This window comes from Actinokineospora cianjurensis, assembly GCF_003663795.1.
Classification (GTDB): Bacteria; Actinomycetota; Actinomycetes; order Mycobacteriales; family Pseudonocardiaceae; genus Actinokineospora; species Actinokineospora terrae.
On sequence record NZ_RCDD01000001.1, the window covers coordinates 969,948 to 994,204 of the forward strand.

Annotated in this window: 20 protein-coding genes; 13 read left to right on the top strand and 7 right to left on the bottom strand. The window is 69.6% G+C overall.

Annotated features, from left to right (window positions below):
- Positions 1 to 37: 37 nt before the first annotated feature.
- Complete coding sequence (locus CLV68_RS04565; protein ID WP_246009662.1) at positions 38 to 1,798, top strand: S8 family peptidase; 1,761 nt, start codon at positions 38 to 40, stop codon at positions 1,796 to 1,798.
- Here the strand turns inward: CLV68_RS04565 and CLV68_RS04570 are convergent.
- Positions 1,795 to 2,625, bottom strand: coding sequence for an SAM hydrolase/SAM-dependent halogenase family protein (locus CLV68_RS04570; RefSeq protein ID WP_246009663.1), 831 nt, complete (start codon positions 2,623 to 2,625; stop codon positions 1,795 to 1,797). The two genes, CLV68_RS04565 and CLV68_RS04570, sit on opposite strands and share 4 nt — an antisense overlap.
- 21 nt (positions 2,626 to 2,646) lie before the next feature.
- Between CLV68_RS04570 and CLV68_RS04575 the strand changes: the two genes are divergently transcribed.
- Positions 2,647 to 3,528, top strand: coding sequence for a phosphoribosylaminoimidazolesuccinocarboxamide synthase (locus CLV68_RS04575; protein WP_121390966.1), 882 nt, complete (start codon positions 2,647 to 2,649; stop codon positions 3,526 to 3,528).
- A 50-nt stretch (positions 3,529 to 3,578) separates the two neighbouring features.
- Positions 3,579 to 4,268, top strand: coding sequence for a DUF2334 domain-containing protein (locus tag CLV68_RS04580; RefSeq protein ID WP_121389302.1), 690 nt, complete (start codon positions 3,579 to 3,581; stop codon positions 4,266 to 4,268).
- Here the strand turns inward: CLV68_RS04580 and CLV68_RS04585 are convergent.
- On the bottom strand, positions 4,254 to 9,962 hold the full coding sequence (locus CLV68_RS04585; protein ID WP_170224079.1) for an Ig-like domain-containing protein: 5,709 nt from the start codon (positions 9,960 to 9,962) through the stop codon (positions 4,254 to 4,256). The genes CLV68_RS04580 and CLV68_RS04585 overlap by 15 nt on opposite strands.
- A 123-nt stretch (positions 9,963 to 10,085) precedes the next feature.
- Positions 10,086 to 11,075: an NAD-dependent epimerase/dehydratase family protein gene (locus tag CLV68_RS04590; RefSeq protein WP_121389304.1), complete on the bottom strand. Its 990-nt coding sequence runs from the start codon at positions 11,073 to 11,075 to the stop codon at positions 10,086 to 10,088.
- Between the two features lie 111 nt (positions 11,076 to 11,186).
- On the opposite strand from CLV68_RS04590, the gene CLV68_RS04595 reads away from it, so the two are divergent.
- From CLV68_RS04595 to purL, 4 genes are all read left to right on the top strand, one after another.
- The gene (locus CLV68_RS04595; protein WP_121389305.1) at positions 11,187 to 11,729 is read left to right on the top strand and encodes a hypothetical protein; all 543 of its coding nucleotides are present in this window, start codon (positions 11,187 to 11,189) and stop codon (positions 11,727 to 11,729) included.
- Between the two features lie 243 nt (positions 11,730 to 11,972).
- Positions 11,973 to 12,212: a phosphoribosylformylglycinamidine synthase subunit PurS gene (gene purS, locus CLV68_RS04600; RefSeq protein WP_092781753.1), complete on the top strand. Its 240-nt coding sequence runs from the start codon at positions 11,973 to 11,975 to the stop codon at positions 12,210 to 12,212.
- Positions 12,209 to 12,880 carry a phosphoribosylformylglycinamidine synthase subunit PurQ gene (gene purQ, locus CLV68_RS04605; protein WP_121389306.1) on the top strand — a complete coding sequence of 224 codons (672 nt, stop codon included), beginning with the start codon at positions 12,209 to 12,211 and terminating at the stop codon, positions 12,878 to 12,880. The genes purS and purQ overlap by 4 nt, the downstream gene beginning before the upstream one ends.
- Positions 12,877 to 15,183 carry a phosphoribosylformylglycinamidine synthase subunit PurL gene (purL, locus tag CLV68_RS04610; RefSeq protein WP_121389307.1) on the top strand — a complete coding sequence of 769 codons (2,307 nt, stop codon included), beginning with the start codon at positions 12,877 to 12,879 and terminating at the stop codon, positions 15,181 to 15,183. The genes purQ and purL overlap by 4 nt, the downstream gene beginning before the upstream one ends.
- A gap of 71 nt (positions 15,184 to 15,254) precedes the next feature.
- On the opposite strand, the gene CLV68_RS04615 is transcribed toward purL, so the two are convergent.
- The gene (locus CLV68_RS04615) at positions 15,255 to 17,345 is read right to left on the bottom strand and encodes a putative bifunctional diguanylate cyclase/phosphodiesterase (protein WP_246009664.1); all 2,091 of its coding nucleotides are present in this window, start codon (positions 17,343 to 17,345) and stop codon (positions 15,255 to 15,257) included.
- A 335-nt stretch (positions 17,346 to 17,680) separates the two neighbouring features.
- On the opposite strand from CLV68_RS04615, the gene CLV68_RS04620 reads away from it, so the two are divergent.
- From CLV68_RS04620 to CLV68_RS04645, 6 genes are all read left to right on the top strand, one after another.
- The gene (locus tag CLV68_RS04620; RefSeq protein WP_121389308.1) at positions 17,681 to 18,472 is read left to right on the top strand and encodes a lysozyme; all 792 of its coding nucleotides are present in this window, start codon (positions 17,681 to 17,683) and stop codon (positions 18,470 to 18,472) included.
- Positions 18,473 to 18,494: 22 nt separating this feature from the next.
- On the top strand, positions 18,495 to 19,409 hold the full coding sequence (locus CLV68_RS04625; protein WP_342772755.1) for a pentapeptide repeat-containing protein: 915 nt from the start codon (positions 18,495 to 18,497) through the stop codon (positions 19,407 to 19,409).
- Positions 19,410 to 19,500: 91 nt separating this feature from the next.
- A complete protein-coding gene (locus CLV68_RS04630) occupies positions 19,501 to 20,019 on the top strand; it encodes a WXG100 family type VII secretion target (protein WP_121389309.1) in 519 nt (172 codons plus the stop codon).
- Positions 20,020 to 20,808 (top strand): ESX secretion-associated protein EspG, encoded by a 789-nt coding sequence (locus CLV68_RS04635; protein WP_121389310.1) that lies wholly within the window; start codon positions 20,020 to 20,022, stop codon positions 20,806 to 20,808.
- Positions 20,805 to 22,130 (top strand): alpha/beta hydrolase, encoded by a 1,326-nt coding sequence (locus CLV68_RS04640; protein WP_121389311.1) that lies wholly within the window; start codon positions 20,805 to 20,807, stop codon positions 22,128 to 22,130. The genes CLV68_RS04635 and CLV68_RS04640 overlap by 4 nt, the downstream gene beginning before the upstream one ends.
- 5 nt (positions 22,131 to 22,135) lie before the next feature.
- Positions 22,136 to 22,954, top strand: coding sequence for a hypothetical protein (locus tag CLV68_RS04645; RefSeq protein ID WP_147459878.1), 819 nt, complete (start codon positions 22,136 to 22,138; stop codon positions 22,952 to 22,954).
- Positions 22,955 to 23,015: 61 nt separating this feature from the next.
- Here the strand turns inward: CLV68_RS04645 and CLV68_RS34920 are convergent, their stop codons facing one another.
- The 3 genes from CLV68_RS34920 to CLV68_RS04660 are packed head-to-tail and all read right to left on the bottom strand — an operon-like array spanning position 23,016 to position 24,169.
- Positions 23,016 to 23,273, bottom strand: a complete 258-nt coding sequence (locus CLV68_RS34920) for a PIN-like domain-containing protein (RefSeq protein ID WP_121389313.1) — start codon at positions 23,271 to 23,273, stop codon at positions 23,016 to 23,018.
- Between the two features lie 8 nt (positions 23,274 to 23,281).
- The gene (locus tag CLV68_RS34925; protein WP_121389314.1) at positions 23,282 to 23,671 is read right to left on the bottom strand and encodes a PIN-like domain-containing protein; all 390 of its coding nucleotides are present in this window, start codon (positions 23,669 to 23,671) and stop codon (positions 23,282 to 23,284) included.
- Between the two features lie 30 nt (positions 23,672 to 23,701).
- Positions 23,702 to 24,169, bottom strand: a complete 468-nt coding sequence (locus CLV68_RS04660; protein ID WP_342772756.1) for an SRPBCC family protein — start codon at positions 24,167 to 24,169, stop codon at positions 23,702 to 23,704.
- Positions 24,170 to 24,257 lie beyond the last annotated feature (88 nt).

Below are 24,257 nucleotides of genomic sequence, written 5' to 3' on the forward strand. Positions count from 1 at the left end.
TCTCCCTGCCCCTGATCGAAACGCCCCGGAGGACATCGTGTTCCTGCGTTCCCGCGCCGGACTGAGGCGGACGGCGATCATCGCCGCGCTCAGCGTCGGCCTGATCACGCCCATGGCGGGTGTCGCCGCCGCGGGTCCCGGTAAGCCGGGCACCGGCAAGTCGGTCGCCGCGGCGGCGGGCCTGCGCGCCTACCTGGTGATCACCGCCCCCAACAACACCAGCGGCGCCAAGTCGGCCGTGAGCACCAACGGCGGCACGGTGTACGCCTCCTACGACGCCATCGGCGTCATCGTGGCGCACTCGACGGCCACCGACTTCGCCTCGAAGATGCGCTCGGTCTCCGGTGTGCAGCAGGTCGGTGCCTCCCGCACCTCCGACGTGCCCGCCGCGTCCTCGAACCCGGCGATCCCCGCCTCGCCGTCGCAGACCACGCCGACCGCGGCCGAGACCAGCCGGGTCGACATGACCCAGATCGGCGCCGACAAGGCATGGGACGTCACCACCGGTAGCTCTAACGTCCTCGTGGGCGTCGTCGATACCGGCGTTGACGACCAGCACTACGACCTCAAGCCGAACTTCGACGCCTCTAAGTCGGTCTCCTGCGCTTACGGCAAGGTCGACGCGCGCACCGGCGCGTGGCGCCCGGTCGGTGACCACGGCACGCACGTCGCGGGCACCATCGCCGCGGCCAAGAACGGCAAGGGCATGGTCGGCGTCGCGCCCGGCGTCCGCATCGCCTCTATCCGCGTCGCCGAGCCGACCAGCCAGCTGTTCTTCCCGGAGAACGTGGTCTGCGGCCTCATGTACGCGGGCGACAACGGCTTCGCGGTGACCAACAACAGCTACTGGACCGACCCGTGGTGGGCCAACTGCCCCAACGACGTCGACCAGGCCGCGATCCTGGAGGCGGTTAAGCGGGCCGCCGATTACGCCACCGGCAAGGGCGTGCTCAACGTCGTCGCCGCGGGCAACGAGAACACCGACCTGGACAACAAGTCCACCGACACGCTGAGCCCGGACGACTCCACGCCGTCCAGCCGCCCGGTGACCGCGTCCTGCAAGATCGTCCCGGGTGAGCTCGAGTCGTCGCTGACCGTCGGCTCGATCACCAGCAACAACACCAAGTCGTCGTTCTCCAACTTCGCCAACAAGGTCAACGTGGCCGCCCCCGGCGACAACGTGTACTCGACCATGCCCGGCGGCAACTACGGCCAGATGTCGGGCACCTCGATGGCCACCCCGCACGTGGTCGGCGTCGCCGCGCTGATCAAGAGCGTCAACCCGAGCGCCACGGTCGACCAGATCAAGGCCAAGATCGCCGAGCAGGCCGACGACCTGGCCTGCGGCAGCGACAGCCGCTGCAAGGGCACCACCGCCAAGAACACCTTCTACGGCGAGGGCCGCGTCGACGCGCTGGCCGCGGTCCAGGGCGGCACCCCGCCGCAGCCCGGTGGCCCGTGGGAGAACACCGACGACGTGCAGATCGCCGACAACGGTGCCGCCGCCACCTCGACCGTCACCATCGACGGCCGCACCGGCAACGCCCCCGCGGCCACCAAGGTCGACGTCAACATCGTGCACACCTACGTCGGTGACCTCGAGCTCAACCTGATCGCGCCGGACGGCACCAGCTACTCGCTGCGCCGCGCGAACCCCGGTGACGGGTCCGCGAACCTGACCACCCAGTTCACCGTGGACCTCTCCAGCGAGGTCGCCAACGGTGGCTGGAAGCTGTCGGTCCGCGACACCGCCACCTACGACACCGGTTACATCAACTCCTGGAAGGTCACCTTCTAGGACCTAGCGGGCGGTGCTGGGGCGGCTGCCAGCAACAGCACCGCCCGGTCACCGGGTCGCGGCAAGAGGATCTCGGCGGCGGAACCCCCGTTGACCGCGATCGCGACCCGGCCCGCCGAGTCGAGCAGCACCACGGCGTCGCCCGCGCGGGCGTCGGCGAACGTGCGGCCGACCACGGCTTCCAACGACCGGTCGCCGACCTGGGCATGGACCACCGTGCCCGGGTCGGCGACCAGGTCTTTGACGGCCAGTTGCACGTTCCCGAAGCTGTCTGCCCCTAGAACCTCGGTAGTGACCCGCCCTGGCTCGATGTGTGTGACCGGCTCAGGTAGGCGTATCAGCGCATCGAGGTCGACAGCAGGGCCGAGAGCGTTGGGGTTGACGCCGTTGGCTACCTGCGCGGCGGCGGGGGCGAACACATCGCGGCCGTGGAAGGTCGCGGAGATGGGTTCCAAGTGGAACTCGGTGATCTCATACGCCGCGATGGCCCCACCGAGCACTTCCGCCGCCGCCGGGAGCAGCCCGTTGTCCGGCCCGATGAGTACCCCTTCGGGTGACACGATCGCGACCGGTCTGCGCGCCGTCCCGACCCCCGGGTCCACCACGGCGAGGTGCACCGCGCGCGGCAGGAAGGGCACCGACCGCACCAGCAGGTCGGCCCCGCCGCGCACGTCCTGGCGCGGCACCTCGTGGCTGACGTGCAGCACCCGCGCGTGTGGCGCGGTGCGGGCGATGACGCCTTCGCAGACGGCGGGGAAGCCGTCGGCTCGGCCGTAGTCCGTGGTGAAGCAAATCCAGTCGTACCCCACGTCCGGAGTGTGCGGCACGAATCCGTAGGCTGCACAAACGTGGCCACGCTCGAGGATTACCCGAAGATCGCCGCGGGCAAGGTCCGCGAACTGCACGCCATCGACGACGACCACCTGCTGCTGGTCGCCTCGGACCGGATCTCGGCGTACGACTTCGTGCTCGACTCCCCGATCCCGGACAAGGGCCGCATCCTCACCGCGATGAGCGTGTTCTGGTTCGAGCTGCTCGGCGACCTCGTGCCCAACCACCTGGTGGCCTGGGACGACCCGCGCATCCCGGCCGAGGTCCGCGGCCGCGCGCTGGTCGTGCGCAGGCTGGACATGCTCGCCGTTGAGGCCGTCGCCCGCGGCTACCTGGCCGGGTCCGGCACCCTCGACTACAACCGCACCGGCGCGGTCTGCGGGATCACCCTGCCGCCCGGCCTGGTCGAGGGCTCCAAGCTGCCAGAGTCGATCTACACCCCGGCCACCAAGGCCCCGCTGGGCGAGCACGACGAGAACGTCACCTTCGACGAGATCGCCGAGGTCATCGGCACCGAGCACGCCACCACCGTGCGGGAGCTGACCCTGGCCGTCTACCGCCGCGCGGCCGAGCACGCCGCCGAGCGGGGCATCATCCTCGCCGACACCAAGTTCGAGTTCGGCCTGCTCGACGGCCGGATCGTGCTCGGCGACGAGGTGCTCACGCCGGACTCCTCCCGCTACTGGCCGCTGGAGAGCTACGAGCCGGGTCGGGCGCAGCACTCGTTCGACAAGCAGTTCGTCCGCGACTGGCTGACCTCGCCCGCCTCCGGCTGGGACCGGGCGTCCAACACCGCGCCGCCGCCGCTGCCCGACGAGGTCGCCCAGGCCACCCGCGGCCGCTACGTCCAGGCGTACGAGCAGGTCACCGGCCGGAAGTTCGCCGACTGGATCGGCTGAGAGACCACCGGCGACACCTGGTAGTCACCCGGTGGCGCTGTGCTGGTGCGATGACGGCTCGACTGCTGGTCTCGCTGTCCGGGATCGACGTCCGGACCCTGCACCACTGCGCCGATCTCGCCGAGCACCTGGGCAGGCGCGGGGTGCCGCTGTCCCTGTTGGTAGCCCCCCGACTGGCCGGTGCGGCCGTGGACTGGGTCCGCGCCCGCCGCCTCGCAGGCGACGACGTCCTGCTGCACGGCTTCGACCACACCCGGGAACCCCGTGGTCGCACCGTGTCGATGCGCCGCCCCGAGTTCGCCTCGTTGCCCGCCCACGAGGCAGGCTTGCGCCTCACCGCGGCTATGTCCGCGATGGAGCGCGCGGGCCTGCACACCACCGGCTTCGCCCCACCCCGGTGGCTGGCTTCTCGCGGCACGTTGATCGCTCTGCAACGCAAGGACTTCACCCTGTGCGCGGATCTTGCCTCGATCCACGACTTGCGCACCGGCGGGTCGCTGCGCGCCCGGGTGCAGAGCCTTAGCAGCCACGAGCGGGCCGAGACATGGCGCTGTTTCGCCCTGGTCTTGGCCGCTACCCGTGTCGCCCGCCGCGCGGGCACCCTCCGGCTCGCCGTCGACGCGGTAGACCTAGCTCGACCGGCCCACCGCGCCGCCTACTTCGACGCCATCGACTCTGCCTTGGACAACGGCGCCACCCCGACGACCTACCGTGCTGCGACGGCGCTATCCGCGGCCTGACCTCTCAGGCTGCCTGCGCGTGGCCAAGAGCAGGGTCGCTCCGGTCACCACGAGCAGGAAGCCCAGCCAGACCACCCTGGGTGACTTCGGCCCGGTGTCGGCCAGCGCTGGACCTATTGCCAGCTCGACGGCCACGGGGGTCGTGGACCGCACGATGACCCGGGTGGCTGCGGAGGCGTCACCGGATGCCGGGTCGACGGCGGTGCAGGAGTAGACGCCGTAGGGCAGCTGGGGCAGGTCGAACGCGCCCGCTGTGGTCGCTGTGGCGGCCATCAGGACGTCGTCGGGGGTGTTGAGGGCCTCGTCCAGCCCGACCCAGCGGCAGCTCACCTGGGCGCCTGAGATGGGCGCCTGGGTGTTGCCGGTGAGGACGGTCCCCCTGATGGTGCCCTGTCCAACGCCCGCGAAGTCGATACCGGTGACGCCGGAGCCGGTGACGATGATCGCGGCGGACCAGTCCAGGTCGGATGTGTAGGCGAACCCGTCCTTCGGGTAGACGGCCGCGATCGTGTACGCGCCAGGGGAGACGTCGGCGAAGGCGTAGTGGCCATCTGTTCCGGAGGTGGCGTGAGCGGCGGATTCGGCGATGGCCATCCGCTGGCTGGTGGTGCTGGTCAGGGATACGCGGATGCCGGGGAGTGGCCATTCCCCGGCTTGGAATCGGCCGTCGAGGTTTCGGTCGAACCACACGGCGCCGGTGACTCGGGCGGACGTGGGTGGCTCGGTCGTCGTGGGCGGCTCAGTGGTCGTAGGCGGTTCGGTGGTCGTCGTGCTCGTGGTCGGTTCGGTCGTAGTTGTGGTTGTGGTCGGTTCGGTTGTGGTCGTCGTCGTAGGTGGTTCCGTGGTCGTGGTCGTGGTCGTGGTCGTGGTCGTGGTCGTGGTCGTGGTCGTGGTGGTGGTGGTTGTCGTTGTGGTTGGCGGGGCTGACAGGGGGGTGGTGGTCGAGTCGGTCGCGGTCAAGGGGAGCGCGGTGCCGGGCGCAGTGGCGCTAGCTGTGCCATTGCTGGACCAGAAACTTGCCTGGATGTCGGTAGGGGTGACAGCGTGCGTCCCGGTGCATGGCACCTGTGCGTTCGGTAGCACCGACGTGGCCGTGCAGCTCAAGACGGTGCTGTCAGTGAGAGTTACGCCTACCGACGTCAGTGTGGTGTTGCCGGTGTTGTCCACCGTGTAGGTCACGGTGATGTAATCGTTCGCCAGTGAGGCCGTGGCATTGACGTCCAGCCCGGGCACGCGTGCGAGCGGGATGGTGGTTTCGTCGAAGCCGGATGCCGGGCCGCCCGTGCTGTTCGCTGTGACGTCGATGCGCTTGGTCAGCTGTCCCGCATTGACCTCTGATTGGCTCACCGTGTGGTTGACGGTGCACACCAGGCTGTCTCCGACGGCGAGCGTGGTGGCCGCGCAGGTGGCACCCGTGGGCGTGATACCGGTAAGACCGACGTTGCCTATGTTGGCCACGGTCCATGACCAGGCAAGCACATCACCTGCATGCGGTTGGCTTCCCGCGCTGGGTGGCGTTGCCGTCACACTCAAGGCGGGTACTGCTACCGGCAGAGCGACTGTGATGTCCACACTGGCCTCTACCCACAGCTGCGACACGGGGTCCGTGAGGCGGTAATTGAAACTGTCCGACCCGATATAACCCGGTGCCGGTGTGTACCGGAAGCCGCTTCCGTCGTAGTCCACGTCGCCTTGGTTCGCGGACGAGCGGATGAGCAGCGTGCAGCCGGGGCACGAAACGGTGGCAGGGGGCTGGACCGCGACGTCCTGGTCGATGGTGGTGTTGACCGGGAACGGCGGCGGGGTCACCAGGAGCCGCACGGTCGAGGAAACGACCTGGGACCCGTCCCCCGCCGTGTAACCGAAGGTCGCCAGACCGGCGAAATCAGCGGGCGGTGTCCAGCCGACAGCGTTGCCCTCGTTGATCGAGGTCCCGTACGTGGCCGGGGTGACCGAGGTGATCGTGCAGCCAGCGCACAGGTCGTTCGCGAGCACGTCCAGGCCCGTGACGTTCGCGCCTGCTGCGACGGTGATCGCGTCCGGCTGGGCGTTGTTGACCTCTATGGTCAGCGTCGCCGTGGTCGTAAGAGCCGTGGCTGGGTCGGTCGCGGTGTACTCCACGGTCGCGATACCGGTCCACTGGGTGTTCGGAGTTACCTCTACCTTCCCGGCGACGATGTTCGCGACTACATCCCCCGTTGTCGTGTCCACTGCCAGCGTGCACGTCTTGCACGCGTCGTTGGCCAGCACGTCAACGGTGATCGGTACCTCTACCGGCGTGATCGCGCTGTCATCGTGCGCGACTGGGGAAACTGTCACCGTGACCGTCTCCCTCGCGTGGGCACCCGTGCTTGGGGCTGTTGCGGTGTAGGTGAAGGAGTCGGTCCCGCTGAACCCGGGCGCGGAGGTGTACCCGACCTGGCCCTGCGCGTCGAACGTGATCGAGCCGTTCAGCGGGTCGCTGGCCACGGTCACCACGCAGCCGGGGCAGGTGTCGTTGGACAGCACCGAGATCAGCGCGAGCTGGCCGGAGGCGACGGTGCTCGTGTCGGCGGCCAGCACCGGCGGGTCCACAACGGTCACCGTGACGGTGCCGGTCGCAGTGTTGCCGGATCCGTCTTCCGCGTCGTAGGTGAAGGTCGCTGTCCCGCTGCCGGACGGGCTGAAGGTGACGACGTTGCCGTTCTGCTGCAGCGAACCGGATGTCGGTGTGCCCAGGGAGGTGATGGCGCAGTTGGCGCAGAGGTCGTTCGCCAGTGGTACGACGTCGACGGTCTTACCTGTAACCGCGATGGCCGTGTCGGCGAGGGCGAGCGGGGTGACGGTGACGGTCACGACGGCGGTGCTGGTGACCGCGCCCTGGATGAGGGTGTAGGTGAAGGTCGCCCTACCGGAGAAGTCGGGCCCCGGTGTGTATCGGACCATCTGGCCGTTGACCACTGCGGTTCCCGAGTTGGGGCTGCCTACAGCGGACAGTGTGCACGACGCACAGGGGTCGTTAGTGCGTATGGCGATGTCGACGGGGGTGTTCGGGGCGGTGCTATCGACGTCGTTGACCGCTCCTCGGACGGTTACGGTCACTGTGGCGTCGTCGCTGACCGATCCTGATACCGAACTGTTGACGCGGTAGGTGAAGGTGAACGTGCCGATTGCTGACCCAGGCGTGTACGTGTAAGTGCCGTCGTTGTTGAAGACGACTGTGCCGGAGGTGGGGTCGGTCAGCTTGGTGCGTGTGCATGTTGCCGGGCAGGCGTCGTTGGTGGACACGTCTCCGTTCAGCGTTGCACCCAGCAGCACTGCATCCGAGTCGTCTTGGGCCGACGGGCCAACGGTGACGTCTACGAGCCCGAGGACTCGCAGACCGCTAGCGGGGTCTTCCATCGCGTAGGTGTAAGCGTCTATTCCTAGGTAGCCGACCTCCGGCGTGAAGGTAGACGTACCTGTCGTGACGTCGATGGTGACCGCGCCATGTGTGGCAGGGGAATCCAGCGAGTACACGCACCCGGTGCAAGATCCGCCCGCCGGAAGCTGCGCTACAGCAGCAAGACCGTAGGTGGTCTCGAGAACCGCTGCCGGCGGTTCGGTCATGATCGTGACCGGGGTGGATGTAGTGCCTGTTGTGGTCCCGTAGGTGAAGCTATCGAGTCCCCATAGCCCTGTGGCCGGGGTGTACGTGACAGTTACCGGGCTGCTGCCGGAGTACGTGACTGTCCCCCGGCTGCCGTCTGTGTCAGCTTGTGGCTCGCAGCCGCTCAAGCACCCGGCGTCGTTGTTCTTGACCGGTACTACGACGGGATCGTCGTAGTAGGTCGTCCTGAAGTCCGGTGCTAGATCACCGACATAGATCGTGACGATGCCGTCGCCGCTGTTGCCCGCGTTGTCCGTTGCGCTGTAGGTAAAGGTGACTGGACCTGTCGTGTTGCTCGCCGGGACGTAGGTGAAGGTACCGTCGGTAGCCATCGTGGCGATGCCGGTCGCTGGTGGGCTCACTAGGGACGTGTTCGCCGTGCAGCCGCCGCAAGCGTCATTGGGCAGTACTGAGGCCGCGAAGAGTGTGGTGTTCTCGCCTGTGCTGTAGACGTCCTGGGCCAGGACAGGCGTCACAGTTAGCACTACCGTCGCACTGGCTGATGAGTAGCCGTCGGTCGCGGTGTAGGTGAAGCTGTCCGTGCCCGAGGTACCAGGCGCTGATGTGTAGGTGACCGAGTTGTTTGCGGCGAGTATCGCGTTGCCCCGGTTCGGTGGGCTGAGCGAGGTGATCGTCAGCGGTAGACCTGACGGCGAGGAGTCGTTGCCCAACGCCAGCACGCTGACTGAGGTACCTGACGGAGTGGTGGCCGCGTCGTCGACCAAGGTGACGGGCGATGACCCGACCACGGTGACCGTCGTTGTGGCAGGCGCGGAGTCGGTCACGTCAGCCGTGGTGTCGAGCGTCGCCTGCCCGAACCTTGCCGTCGCCGAGTTCGTGTGCGGTCCGGGGGTCGCGCTGAGCTGTGCTGAGTAGGTGAGCTCGGTCGCTCCAGTTGCCGGTACCGCTATCGGGCCTGGGACGGTCAATACGCCGTTGTTGATTAGAGGGTCGAGTATTGGCCGCCCGTCGAGGGTGAGGCTGCCGGACGAGTACAGGGCATCGGTCGGCAGCACGTCGGACACCCAGTCGACCGTGCGCCTGGTTGCGCTGGAATTGACCAGGCGCACGGAGTAGGTCGCGGTACCTCCCGCGCCGGGCAACACGCCGTCCGCCGGTGACGTAACCGCCTTGGTCACGGTCACCGCCGCGATGTCTGACACCGTGGGAAGCGATCCGGCCGTTGAAGCCCCCGTGTTCGTGTGCTTCACCTGGGTGCCGTTCGCGATGTACTGGATCGGCCGCACCGACGCCGATACCGCTGTCGGACCGATCGCGCGGAAGGTGTACCGCGCGGTGTAAGAGCGAGTTGGCCCCGTCGCGCCTGTGAGCGTCAGACCGTCCATGTAGGTCACTGGAGAGGCAACGCCGTCGGGTGAGATCACCAGTTCCGTGTGCTCTAGCCGCCACGCGGTGACCGGGAAAGTCGACAGCGCGTTGGGTGCGTAGGACAGCACGCCTGGGTCGCTCGCTGGGCCTGCGCCGACGGTGCCTGTGTGGCCGTTGACAGTAAGAGTGACCGTGTCGCCAAGCGTGGCTTGTCCGGTCGCTGTAGAGGTGACGCTGTCGACCTTGTTGGCCACCAGCTTGATCGTGTCAACGACATCGGCGTAGGTGAAAGTCCTCTTGCACACGATCACCCCCACGCCCGGCGGGCCGGTGTAGACGGTGACCGTGTGGGACTGCGGGACCGTGGTCGTGGTCGACGCGGTCAACAGCAGGTACCGCGCCACCCCGGCCTCGGTGAGGTCAGGAACCGGGACCGTGGTGGGCTGGGCCGTGGCGGGCGCGACCACCCCGCCGGTGAAGCCGCTGACCCCTAGCCACAAACCACTGCGCGCGGTCGAAGAGGCGACCCGGTAACCCGCGTACCCCGACAGCAGTTGCGCGTTGCTGTCCACATAGAAGTGACTGCTGTGCAACGCGACAACCGAGGGTGTCCCAGGCCCACCGCACCGAGGTGGCGCTGCCTCAGCCGGTCCGCCGAGCCCGGGAACCGCCACCAGCGCCACGAGCAGCACGACCAAGAGGCGGGCGACGGCGCGCCCGGGCTTCCCGTGGCGCATTCGTTCTCCCTCGGACCGACAACCGGACACCATCCCGCGCTCGCCATCGGCTGACCGGACCGGTCAGCTTGAGCACAAGCACCTGTTCGGTGCCGGTGATCCCGCCGTCGGGTGACGCGACCGCTACCCAGCGAGGATCTCGGCCTCGTCCTCGGGAGTCAGCCCGGCCTTGCGCTGACGGTCGACGCCGAGGGTGCGTTCGTGGTCCAGCGCCCCCGCGAGCGCGTCGGCCAGCGAACGCGGCGTCAGCCCCGCGGCCAGGGCGGGACCGGCATCGCGGGAGCCCATGTACATGTGCGACGCGGGCAGCCACAACGGCAGCGAACGGGGGCCGGACCAGGGCGCGACGCCGCGCTCCAGCAGCTCCTCCTCGCTCACCCGCACGAACTCGACGTTCGCCCCCAGGGTGTCGGCCATCGCGGTGAGCAGCGCGGGCAACGGCGTCGACGGGCCGATCCCGTCGAACACCCCGGTGATCCCCTGCTCGGCGCCGTCGATGAGCCACGCGGCCAGGTCGCGCACGTCGATGTACTGGATCTCGTGGCCGACATCGGGCACCACCACCCGACCACCCCGGACCAGGCGCTGCGGCCAGTAGCCGAACCGGTCGTGCTCGTCACCCGGCCCGGTGATCAGACCCGCGCGCACGATCAACGCCTTGTCACCGACCGCCGCCGTCACCGCCTGCTCGCTGGCCACCTTCACCGAGCCGTACAGGTCGGGGTCGTCCTTCATCGCCTCCCGGGTCCCGTGCACGGCCTTCGGCGGCAACAACCGGTCACCCACCCCGCTCGGCGGCGACCCCGGCTCGGCGTACGCGCTGATCGACGACACGAACGCCCAGTGCCCCACCCCGTCCCCGAACGCCGCCAACGCCCGCCGCACCCACTCGTACGAGATCGTCGCCACGTCCACCACCGCGTCGAACCGCTCCCCCACCAGCGGCGCCAACCCGTCCTCCAGGTCCCGGTCGACCCTCACCAACCGCGCCCCCACCGGAACCCGCCCAGCCTCCCCCCGCGCCGCGCACACCACCTCGTGCCCGCGCCGCACCCCCTCAGCCGCCACCGAATACCCGACAAACCGCGTCCCGCCCAACACCAGAATCCGCATACCCCACCCTCACCCGCCCCCAGCCCCAACGCCACCCTTCTCGCCACCGGCGAACATCGAACACCCGTTCAGGTAGTCCAGCCGGACGCGATCACCGCCGATCTGTCCAAGGTGACCTTGCACGCCTTCGTCGACGAGTCCCGTCGCAACGACCAGTACCTGCTAGCGGCGGCCGTGATTGATCCGCGCAACCTCCGACCCCTGCGGAAGTTGCTCACGGGGATGCTCATGCCCGGGCAGCGCGAACTGCACTTCAAGAAGGAGACCCCGACGCGCCGCAAGGCGATCATCTCCCAGCTCGCCGGGGCAGACGCGGCCGTTTTCGTCTACATCTCCTCGTGCAGGCGAGGTGAGGAGCGTGCCCGGCGGCAGTCCCTGGCACAGTTGGTGGACAACCTGGTCGATCTCCAGGTGAGCAGGCTCGTGTTGGACAGCCGTGAGGTGCGCGATGCCGATGACAAGCTGGTCATCCGGCGGGTTCTCGGCGAGCGGTCCGCAGACACCGCACTGGTCTACGAGCATCTGGACAGCACCCAGGACGCGCTGATGTGGATCGCGGACGCGGCGGCTTGGTGCTACGGGGCAGGTGGCGACTGGCAGCGCCGGATCGGTCCGCTGCTCACCAAGGTGGTCGACCTGCGCGACGTGCGCTAGACAGCGCGAAGCCCGGCTGCCGACCGTCCGGACGGGAACCGGGCTCACTTCCCTGGCTTACGGGCCAGAGCTACACCGAGAAGACTAGCCGCGCCCACCCGACTCGCCAAGTGGCAATCAGCCGGTTCACACGATCGTGGGAGCCGGGCGGGGTGTCGCAGGTCAGCGGGGGCGGTGGGGTGAACTCCCAGGTCAGGTAGGCTTCCGGGGTATTGGCCTCTCGAACTCGAGGAGTAGCCCGCCGTGGCCCGAGTTGTCGTTGACGTCATGCCCAAGCCGGAGATCTTGGACCCCCAGGGTCAGGCGGTGGCCCGTGCGCTGCCCCGGCTCGGGTTCGACGGGGTGTCCGATGTCCGGCAGGGGAAGCACTTCGAACTCGAGGTCGACGACTCCGTCGACGACGAGACGTTGGCCAGGATCGCCGAGGGCTTCCTGTCGAACCCGGTGGTCGAGGACTTCGTGGTGAGGCGGGTGCAGGCGTGAGGATCGGCGCGGTCACCTTCCCCGGGACACTCGACGACAGCGACACCATCCGGGCGATCACCGCGTCCGGTGCCGAGGCGGTCGCGCTCTGGCACGGTGACGCCGACCTCAAGGGGGTCGACGCGGTCGTCCTGCCCGGTGGGTTCTCCTACGGCGACTACCTGCGCGCCGGTGCCATCGCCCGGTTCGCGCCGGTGATGGGCAAGGTCATCGACGCCGCGCGCGGCGGGTTGCCGGTGCTGGGCATCTGCAACGGCTTCCAGGTGCTGTGCGAGGCCGGCCTGCTGCCCGGCGCGCTGCTGCGCAACGCGGGCCTGCACTTCGTCTGCCGCGACCAGTGGCTCAAGGTCGAGAACGCGGGCACCGCGTGGACCAGCCGCTACGACGCCGGTGCCGAGATCATCATCCCGATCAAGAACATGGACGGCCGGTTCGCCGCCCCGAAGTCCGTCGTGGACGAACTGGAGGGCGAGGGCAGGGTGGTGTTCCGCTACACCGGGCTCAACCCCAACGGCTCCACCGACGACATCGCGGGCATCAGCGACCCGACCGGCCGCATCGTCGGCCTGATGCCGCACCCCGAGCACGCCATCGACGCGCTCACCGGACCGTCCGACGACGGCCTCGGCATGTTCCTGTCCGTCCTCGACTCGGTGGTGGCCGCGTGATCGACACCGTTGACAACGCCAAGGCGACTCCCGAGCAGGAGCAGCCGTTCCGCGAGCTGGGGCTCAAGGAAGACGAGTACAGCCGGATCCGCGAGATCCTCGGCCGCCGCCCCACCGACGCCGAACTGGCGATGTACTCGGTGATGTGGAGCGAGCACTGCTCGTACAAGTCGTCCAAGGTGCACTGGAAGCACTGGTCGGCCAACACCACGCCCGAGATGAAGGCCAAGATGTTGGCCGGGATCGGCGAGAACGCCGGTGTGGTCGACATCGGCGACGGCTGGGCGGTCACCTTCAAGCTCGAGTCGCACAACCACCCGTCCTATGTGGAGCCCTACCAGGGCGCGGCGACCGGGGTCGGCGGCATCGTGCGCGACATCATGGCGATGGGCGCCCGCCCGCTCGCGGTGATGGACCCGCTGCGCTTCGGTGCCCCCGACCACCCCGACACCAAGCGCGTGCTGCCCGGTGTCGTCGCGGGTGTCGGCGGCTACGGCAACTGCCTCGGCCTGCCCAACATCGGCGGCGAGGTCGTGTTCGACGCGTCCTACCAGGGCAACCCGCTGGTCAACGCCCTGTGCGTCGGCGCGATGCGCACCGAGGACCTGCACCTGGCGCACGCGTCGGGCACCGGCAACAAGGTCATCCTGTTCGGCGCGCGCACCGGCCTCGACGGCATCGGTGGCGTGTCCGTGCTGGCCAGCGAGACCTTTGCTGGTGATGAGGGCGGCACTGCATCAACGCTCGACCCTGCGAGCAGGTCTTCGGCGCGCAAGAAGCTGCCCGCGGTGCAGGTCGGCGACCCGTTCACCGAGAAGGTGCTCATCGAGTGCTGCCTGGAGCTGTTCGCCGAGGGCATCGTCGTCGGTATCCAGGACCTCGGCGGCGCGGGCCTGTCCTGCGCGACCAGTGAGCTGGCCAGCGCGGGCGACGGCGGCATGCTGGTCCAGCTGGACCGGGTTCCGCTGCGCGCCACCGGGATGACGCCTGCCGAGGTGCTCTCCAGCGAGTCGCAGGAGCGGATGTGCGCGGTCGTCGAACCGTCCGATGTGGACGCGTTCATGCGGGTGTGCGCCAAGTGGGACGTGATCGCCACCGAGATCGGCGAGGTCACCGACGGCGACCGGCTGGTCATCACCTGGCACGGTGAGACCGTGGTGGACGTCCCGCCGCGCACCGTCGCGCACGAGGGCCCGATGTACGAGCGGCCCATCGCGCGCCCCGACTACCAGGACGCCTTGCAGGGCAACGGACCCGAGCAGCTCGCCCGTCCGTCCACTCCGGACGAGTTGCTGGCCGAGATCGTGCGGATGGCGGCCAGCCCGAACCTGGCGTCGCGCCGCTGGGTCACCGAGCAGTACGACCGCTACGTGCGCGGCGGCACGGTTCTCGCGCAGCCGTCGGACTCGGGCATGATCCGCGTCGACGAGCAGACCGGCCGCGGCGTGGCGCTGGCCACCGACTGCAACGGCCGCTTCGTCAAGCTCGACCCGTACACCGGCACCCAGTTGGCCCTGGCCGAGGCGTACCGCAACGTCGCGGTCACCGGCGCCACCCCGCTGGCGGTCACCAACTGCCTCAACTTCGGCTCGCCGGAGGACCCGGCGGTCATGTGGCAGTTCGAGCAGGCCGTGCGCGGTCTCGCCGAGGGCTGCAAGGAGCTCGGCATCCCGGTCACCGGCGGCAACGTCAGCTTCTACAACCAGACCGGCACCACCGCCATCCACCCGACCCCGGTGGTCGGCGTCCTCGGCGTCATCGACGACGTCCGCCGCCGCATCCCCACCGGCATCGGCGCGGAGGCGGGCGAGTCCCTGATCCTGCTCGGCGACACCCGAGACGAGTTCGGCGGCTCGGAATGGGCGCACGTCGCCCACGGCCACCTCGGCGGCCTCCCGCCGAAGGTCGACCTGGCCCGCGAACGCCTCCTCGGCGAGATCATCCTGGCGGGCTCCCGCGACGGCATGGTCTCCGCCGCCCACGACCTGTCCGACGGCGGCCTCGCCCAGACCCTGGTCGAGACCTGCCTCATCGGCGAGGTCGGTGCCCGGATCTTCCTCGACCAGGACCAGGACCCGTTCGTCCAGCTGTTCAGCGAATCCGCGGGCCGAGTCCTGGTCGCGGTCCCCCGCTCCGAAGAACTCCGCTTCACCGAGATGTGCACCGCCCGCGGCCTCCCCTGGCGCCGCACCGGCGTCGTCGACCCCGACTCCCACTCCCTGGAAATCCAAGGCGTCGGCGACCTCCCCCTCGCCGAACTCCGCGAGGCATGGGAAGGCACCCTGCCCGCCCTGTTCGGCTGACATGGAAGTGCGGTCCCGGCTCACGTCGCCGGGACCGCACTTCGTCGAGCCTCTGGGGTATCGGGCAGGCGCTACTTCTCCAGCCAGCGTTCGATTTCCTCGGGGCGGCCGGGTTTGGCGAAGAGCCAGCCCTGGGCGCTGTCGCAGCCGAATTCGCGGAGGCGGTCGGCTTGTTCGGGGTCTTCGACGCCTTCGGCGATGACTACGTGGCCGAGGGCGTGGGAGAGGGCGACGAGGGTGGTGACGATCTGGGCGTCGGCGGGGTCGGCGGTCGGGGAGTCGCGGAGGCCCTCCATGAACGAGCCCGCGAGCTTGATGGCGTGGACCGGCAGGTGCCGCAGGTAGGCCAGGTTCGAGTAGCCGGTGCCGAAGTCGTCGATGGCGATGCGGATGCCGAGGTCGGCCAGGTCGCGCAGGGTGCGCAGCGGGCCGCCGGTGGTGCTCATGATGGCGCTCTCGGTGAGCTCCAGTTGGATCGTCGACGGTGGGACGTTGGCGGCCTTGATGATGGTGGCGACGTCGGCGACGAGGGTGGGTTCCTCGGTTTGGCGGGCGGCGAGGTTGACGCTGACCATCGGGGCGCGGTCGCCGTAGGCGTCGTGCCAGCGGCGGGCCTGGCGGGTGGCCTCGCGCAGCACCCACCGTCCCAAGGGGACGATCAGGCCGGTTTCCTCTGCCAGGCCGATGAACTGGTCCGGGCCGAGCCTGCCGAACTCCGGGTGCGCCCAGCGGACCAGGGCCTCGACGCCGATCAGGTGGCCGTCGCTGAGGCGCACGATCGGTTGGTAGTCCACATAGAACTCTTCGCTCTCCACCGCGGCGGGCATCCGCGCCGACAGCGTGAAGCGGGCGACCTCGCGGGCGTTGCGGTCCGGGTCGTAAGCGGCCCAGCGGTTCTTGCCGTCGGCCTTCGCCCAGTACAGGGTCACGTCGGCGTCGCGCATGGTCTCCGCCGGGGTCGCGTCGACAACGGACCGCTCGACCAGGCCGATGCTGGCCGACACCGCGAGCCGGTGCCCGCCGATCGGGAACGGTTCGGCGAGCGCGGCCAGGATCCGGTCGGCGAGGTCGACCAGTTCGGCGCGGCCGGAGCTGCGCTCGACCAGCACCACGAACTCGTCGCCGCCCATCCTGGCCACGATCCGGCCGGGCGCGGTGACCAGCCGGTCCAGCCTGGCCGCCACCGCGACCAGCAGTTCGTCGCCGATGTCGTGGCCGAGGCTGTCGTTGATGACCTTGAAGCCGTCCAGGTCCAGGTAGCAGACGCCGACCCTGGTGTCGTCGTCGCAGCCGAACGCGGTGGTGAGCCGCTCGGTGAACCTGGCCCGGTTGCCCAGGCCGGTCAACGGGTCGTGGTTGGCCTGGTGGCGCAGCCGCTCCTCGAGCAGGTGCCGGTCGGTGATGTCCTCGATCATGCCGACCAGGTACTGCGGTTCGCCGGTCTCGGTGCGCACCAGCGACACGGTGACGTCGGTCCACAGCGGCTTGCCGTCGGCGCGGCGCAGCAGCCGCTCCATCCGGTAGTGGTCGCGCGCGCCGGAGCTGACCTCGTCGAACGGCCTGCGCATGGCGGCTGGCTCGTCCGGGAAGCGCAGGTCGTCGACGTTCATCCCGCGCAGCTCGTCGACCTGGTAGCCGAGCATGTCGGCCAGCGCGGTGTTGACCTCCAGCAGGGTGCCGTCCGCGTCGCCGATGGCGATGCCCACCGCGGCCTGGTTGAACATGGCCCGGAACCGGTTCTCGCTGGCCAGCAGCGCCACCTCGGCACCGCGGCGCGCCTCGAGCGCTGCCCTGCGGATGGTCTCCTGGTCCCGGAAGATCTTCTCCTGCATCGCGGTGGCGAACCCGGCGGCGAACGCCCCCTGCACAGCGGGCAACAGCTCGGCCCGCAGTTCACCCGCCCCAGTGACCCGCAACAGGTCGGCGCCGATCAGCAGCAGTGACGCTCGGAGGGTCTCCGGTCCGGCCAGCCGCATGCCGACCAGCCCGGCGCCGACCCGCTCGACCGGCTCCGGCGCGAACCGGTCCGACCGCAGGCCCGCCAGCAGCACCTCGGTGTACTCGCGCATCTGCTCGACGAGGCCGCGGCGGTCCATGGCGACATAGCCCGTCTCGGTGAGCACGGCCGCCCACATGCGCGCGAACGCGTCGGGTCCGCCCACCACTCTCCCTTCCCCGCCCACCGTCAACGCAAAGTCTCACCTGTTCAACGCCAGGTAGCCAGCCCGGATGCGGCCCCAATCGCCCCGGGAGTCCTGAGTTGACATAGCGCACTCGGGCGACTACGGAAAGCGTCCGTTCGGTGTGGACCGTGCGGTTCTTTCCCACCACCGCTGACCGGGATCACCCCAGTTCACCCCTGCTCTGGTGAATCCTTCACGCTTAAGCGTGACAAGTGGATGGTTATCCGATCACAATCGACGCACGGGCGGCTACCCCGAGTATCCGCGCCGACTTCCTTGATCATTGTGGGGGCACTCGGAAAGGACGATCAACCATGTCCATTGTCCTCGGGGTCAGATCCGCCGCGGCGGCCGTCCTGTGCGTCGTCGCGGCGCTGGTGGCGGCCCTGCCCGCCGCGGCGGCGCCGGTGCCGACCGACCACCCGCTCGGCTCGCAGATCCGCAAGCACGAACCGGTGCGGCGGATGGTCTCCGCGCCGCCGGTCGCCCTGGCCACGGTGTCCGGCATGGACGTCGCCAGCTACCAGGGCAACGTCGACTGGAACTACTGGTGGGGCCAGGGCAAGCGGTTCGTGTACGTCAAGGCCACCGAGGGCACCGGGTACAAGAACCCCTTCTTCACCCAGCAGTACACCGGCTCCTACACCGTCGGCATGATCCGCGGCGCCTACCACTTCGCGCTGCCGGACCGGTCCACCGGCGCCGCGCAGGCCGCCTACTTCGCCACCAACGGCGGCGGCTGGTCCCGCGACGGCAAGACCCTGCCGGGCGTCGTCGACCTGGAGTACAACCCGTACGGCGCCACTTGCTACGGCAAGACCCAGGCCGCCATGGCCGCCTGGATCCGCGACTTCACCACCACCTACCGCACCCGCACCGGCCGCGACGCGGTGATCTACACGAGCACCAGCTGGTGGTCCCAGTGCGTCGGCAACACCTCTTTCGCCACCGCGAACCCGCTGTGGGTCGCCAGGTATGCCTCGGCCGTCGGCACCCTGCCGTACAACTGGCCGTACTGGACGTTCTGGCAGCACACCTCGTCGCCGCTGGACCAGAACTACTTCAACGGCACCACCGACCGGCTCAGGGTGCTCGCGAACGGGTGACGGTCGGGTAGGTTCACCCGCCGTGGGCCTGGGCTTCCTGATCACCGGACTGGTCGTGTTCGCGGCGGGCGTCGCCGTCGGGATCGGCTCGGTGCTCGGTCGGGGCGCGCCGAGGGAGCGCTGGTGGCTGCTGGCCGTCGTGCTCGTGTCGATCGGCCTGCTCGGCGCGGTGTCCGGCTGGCTGCTCACCGAGCCGAACGCCAACCGGGGCGAGGCGCTCAAGACCGGCGGTCTCGCGGGCGGCGCGGTCGTCGCCCTCTACGCGCTGTGGCTCAACGACCGGCGCCGACGGGTCGAGGAACGCCGCCAGGACATCGAGCGCCAGCGGCACGACCTGGAGAGCGACCGCACCGAGTTCGACCGCGAGCGCGTCGCCGACGAGCGGTTCGCCAAGGCCGTCGAACTGCTGGGCAACAGCGCCGACCAGGTCCGCATCGGCGCGCTGCACGTGCTGCACGGCCTGGCCCGCTCCCGCCCGTACTACACCCAGACCGTCCTCGACGTCTTCTGCTCCTACCTGCGCATCCCCTACGAGCGCACGGCCGACGGCGACAGCGAGGCCCAGGTCCGCAAGACCGCGCAGAGCCTGATCTCGGCCCTGCTGCCGCCCGCCGAGCACCCCGGCCCGCACTTCGACCTCGACCTCACCGGCGCCGACCTGGAGTACTTCGACCTGTCCGGCCGCGCCATCGGGGTGCTGAACCTGCGGTGGGCGCACCTGCACCGGTCGAACGCGCTGTGGGGCTCGCAGGTCCACGGCGACGCCTGGTTCACCAAGGCCGTCAGCCACGGCATGCTGCACGCCAATGACGTGGTCTTCCACCAGCGCGCCTGGTTCAGCGGGACCAGGTTCGAGGGGCCGCTGCGGGTCGAGCGCACCGAGTTCCGCGGCCGCACCACGTTCAAGGGCGCGCGGTTCCTGGAGTGGGTCCGGTGAACAGTTGACCAAGTCGCCCCCGCGCGGGAACCGCCCCGTCACCGGGGACGTCTGACGCGGGCGAAGGGTTGGCCCACAGCTGGGGGTGGACATGTCGTTCTACGGCGATCCCGACGAGCTCGACCGGCTCGCCGGGCGGATCGAGCGGCACGCGGACGAGGTGCGCGCGCACGGTTCGACCATGGTGCGCCAGGCCCAGGCCATGCGCTGGAAGTCCATCGCCGCCGACCGGTGCCGCGAGACCGTCGACGGCGACCGCAAGGCGCTCGACGCGGTCGCCACCAAGCTCGACGAGGCCGCCGCCGCGCTGCGCGGGCACGCCCAGCAGGTCCGCGAGCTGATCGCGGCGATCAAGCGGATCGGCGAGGCCGTGGTCACCTGGTTCAACGGCGCCATCGACCGGTTCAACCGGGCCGTCGACCGCTTCAACCAGGTCATGCGCGACATCGCCAACGCGGTCGCCTCGGGCCTGGGCATCAGCGGGTCGCCGCCGCAGCCGCCCCGGCCGCCGTGGGAGGGCTGGCAGTACCAGCCGCACTCCCTGCCCCCGGCAGGCGACAAGCAGTGGCTCGACGTCGGCAAGTTCATGCAGGCGCGGGGTGTCGCGTAGATGAGCGCCCCAGCACCGCGCCGGCTCACCCTCACCGCGGCCGAGTACGCCTACGTGGTGACCGAGCTCGACGCGAACATGCCGCCGGACTGGAAGCCCGCCCCCGACATCGCGGCCGTGGGTGACCTCGCCGCCAAGGGGGTCCTGCGCGACGGCGAGATCCACCCGTCGGTCGCCGCGAACATCGGGGTCATCGCCGCGCCCCGGGTGTTCCTGGAGACCACGGCGACGGCGGGTGCGCGCGGGTCACGCAGCCTGCACGCGGTCGCCGGTGAGCTGGGTGCCTCCCTGTTCCTGCTGCCGGACGCGGGCGTGGAGCTCTCACTGTTCGCCGCGGTCGAACTCGGCCGCGAGCTGGTCCGCGCGGTGCCGAGCGAAGAGGCCGCCGGGATCGGTGCCGCGCTCGACGCCGACGACGAGGTCGAGCCGCTGCACGGTGTCGTCCCGTTGGCCGCACTGCACGAACTCGGCGTCGCCGACCTGCTGCGCGAGGCCGACCCGGACGCGCCGGGGTACGTGCTGGCCGAGTTGAAGCTGCCCAAGGACGAGGCCGAGTTCGCCCTCCAGGTCGTGCGCCGCACCGACGGCGTGCTGACCTGCCTGGTCACCGGCGTCGTCGACGGATCCGTGCGCAGCGCGCGGGTCTACTGGCTGCACAGCGACACCGGCTGGGTCGGCGTCCAGCCCGCCGCGCACGGTGGCGGCCGCCAACTGGTCGAGCTGACCCCGGTCGGACGCGATGAGCTCGGGGTCTGGGTGACCCCCTACCTGGCGGAGGCCCTGGCATGAGCAACCCCGTGACCAACCTGACCGTCGGCGGCGGCGCGGGCGGCACCGAGGCGTTCTACGAGGACCTCGCGGCCATGGGGGACCTCACCGACGACATCGCGGGCGAGACCCTCGGCATCGCCGTCACCAGCCACCGCTACCTGGCCGACCCCGACCTGCTCGCCTCGGCCGTGCTCAACCCGGTCGGCGCGGCGCGGTTCGAGTTCGCGATGCTCGGCGCGCTCGACGGCCCGTCCGGGCTGACCGCGACCTCGGCGGGCATCGGCTTGCGCGGCATCACCTTCCAGGCCACCAACCAGGCGTACCACCTGGTCGACGACCTCAACGCCAAGGCGCTGGAGGCGGGCCGCTGGCTGGCCGGTGCCGCCGCGGTCGCCGCGCCGGGTGCCGCGATCGGGGTGGGGGCGTTCATCGGCGCCGACATCCTGGTCAACTACGACGGCGACTGGCAGCGGTGGCTGGTCGAGCACCCCGGCATGGTCGACGACCTGCTGGGGATGACGCCAGGTGCGTTGTCCGCCTTGGGTTTCCCGTCGAACCTGGCCACGCTGACCGACCTGGTCGCCGCCACCTACCCCGACGGCGACCCGGACGTGACCTACGCGGGCCGGGACACCAGCGACATCGCCGCCGACCCGCCGGACAACCTCGCCGAGCTGTTCAACGGCCTCGACCACCGCAACGGCACCGACGCCAACATCGACATCCGCGCGGTCACGCAGGCCGACGGCACGGTCGCCTACATCGTCGACATCCCCGGCACGAAGGTGTGGAACCTGCCCTTCACCAACGACCAGGGCAGCGCGAACGACATGGGCACCAACGTCGACGCGATCGCGGGCAACCCGACCGTGCTGCAGGAGGGCATCCAGCAGGCGCTGATCGATGCCAAGGTGCCCAAGGACGCGCCGCTGATGCTGGTCGGCCACAGCCAGGGCGGCATCGTCGCGGCCCGCTCGGTCGACCCGTTGCTGGCCAGCGGATACAACATCACCCACGTGGTGACCGCCGGGTCGCCGGTGGGCGGCATCCCGATCGACGAGCGCGTGCAGATGCTGTCGCTGGAGAACAACGGCGACATCGTCCCGCACCTCGACGCCGCCGAGAACCCCAACAGCGACAACCGGACGACGGTGAAGTTCGACCACCAGACCGGCACCGCGGGCGGAAACCACGCCATCAACGGCAACTACACCGAGGCCGCCAGGCAACTGGACTCCAGCACCGACCCGTCCGTGGTCCGCTTCCGCGACAGCGCGGGGGTTTTCTTCGGCGGCGAGTCCGTGACCACCGAACAGTACAAAGTGGTGCGACAGCGTTGAGGTTGGTGGCACTGGCTTTTGCCGTCCTGCTGGTGGCGGGGTGCGCGGAAGCCAAGCCGACGTCGGTCAGCCCGCAGTTCCAGGACGCGGTCACCGCACTGGTGCGGGCGGCCGGGGGGACGGCGGATCCCTCGTTCACGGCGATGACCTGCGGCAGCATCTTCGACGGCGACCCGGACGCCAGCGTGGCCATGTGGGGCGACGTGGACTTGGCCGCCTCCCCGGATGACCTGCTGACCGCGGCTGTTTCCCTTGGCTGGCAACCACAGGTCCCGGTCGACGACTGGTCGGTGCTCCTCGTCGGCCCGGCGGACGCCCGGGTCGGCCTGCGTCGGGGTCACCTGCGCGCGGAGAAGGCCAAGTGCTCCATCTCGGGCCGCCACCAGGACCTCACCATGCCCCTGCGCCCCGACCTGACCGACGCCCAGCGGGCCATCCTCGGCCCCAGCTTCGCCCGCGCCACCACCGCCGCCCGCAAGATCTCCACCGCCGCGAACGTCCCCGCCGACGAGGACGCCTTCCCCACCGCGGGCACCCTCAGCACCGCCGTCCTCCACACCTGCGCCACCCCCACCACCAACGGCGCCCAATGGCGAGCCACCAGCAAAACCCCCCTCACCCCCGACGCCGACCTCCCCACCATCAAGCGCGCCGCCATCGACGCCCTGACCGGCTGGAAGATCGACCCCCGCCCCACCCAACCCGAGTACTTCACCGCCACCCGCGACGACACCACCCTCTCCGCCATGATGACCAAGTCAGGCGACGGCGTCCTGGAACTCACCCTCACCGCCACCACCACGACCTGCGCCCCGGTGAAGTGATCCCCGCTCGGGCCCACCGGAGCGGGTGCGGTCGAGGCTGCGGATAGTCGTTTGCCTCCGGTCAATCCGTCGCATGCCGAGCGCGCTGTATCCGGCGGATATCCGCTGTGATGTCCGCGATCCGCGGCCCCCTGCGCTCACCGCCTTCGAGGCGCCACCAGTCCTCTTCGGTGTCGCTGGTGACGAAGAGGACGTCCAGACCGCGGGTTGTGGCCTCCAGCAACGTCTGCTCCCAGACCAGGTAGTCCCCGACCGCGTTGACGTCGTCCTTCTTCCTGTCCTTGTACCCGGGTGGTTCCGAAGCCCGGATGCGGCGCAAGCCCTCGGCTACCGCGGCCCTGCGTCCTGGGTCGTGTCGCGGTGGAACCGGTGACTCGAGGAGAAGTACTGTTCGGTTGTCACGGACTCGCCGCCGAAGAAAACCCCTGCGCTGTCCCGGAAGCGGACCACTGACGGGTCCGTGGTTTCCCGGTTGCGCCAGAACTCGGTGAGCACCTGGTGCGGCACCCAGAGCGTCTCCAGCTTCTCCAGCGCCCTGAGCAGGGTGTCGCGCGCGGTGGCGGTGTAGCGGTAGAGGTTGAGCAGCAGGTTGGTGTCCGGCACGACGATGCCCGAGGTCAGCACTCGTCTGAGTTCTTCCGGTGTGGGGCTGCGGTAGCCCTCGAAGCCCGCGTACAGCCCGCCGCTTCCGTTGTGGTCCGCCATGTTCGCGGGCATCGCGGTGGGTGAGGATCTTGTCACGGGCGGCTAGGGCGTCGAGTCCAGCGCGCCTGCGACGCGGGTCATGATGGATTGCCAGTGGTCGCGTTGGCGGGATCGTTCGGCGGGGTTGGCGAGCCATTCCTGGTGGAAGCGGAGCAGGGTCTGGTTGCCCTTGGCGGAAACCGTGACCTGGATGGTGGTGAGGTGGTCCCAGCCGGGTGGGCGGCAGGTCACGCGGATGCGGTCGCGTTCCCGGTAGCCGCGGACATCGCCCACCGCGCCGTCGCGGGTCGTGTACTTGGTGCCCCGGGTCGGCGACAGGGTGGCGCCGGGGCCGAGCCAGATGGACAGGCCGGTTGGGCCGCTGATCAGGTCCCAGACCTTGGGCAGTGGGTGCGGCACGGTGCGGGAGACGCCGATCTGCCAGCCCGCGTCCTGGGTGAGGCCCGGGTCGTTCGACGCGATGGGGTCGTTGCGGGTCCAGGCGTCGGCGCGGCGGAGCGGGTCGGTCACGGTCCGACTATAGGTCGGGTGACCAGCGGGAACGGCAACTATCCACCAATCGAGCACGTTGCGGCGGCGTCAACCGGGTCTCCTTGCC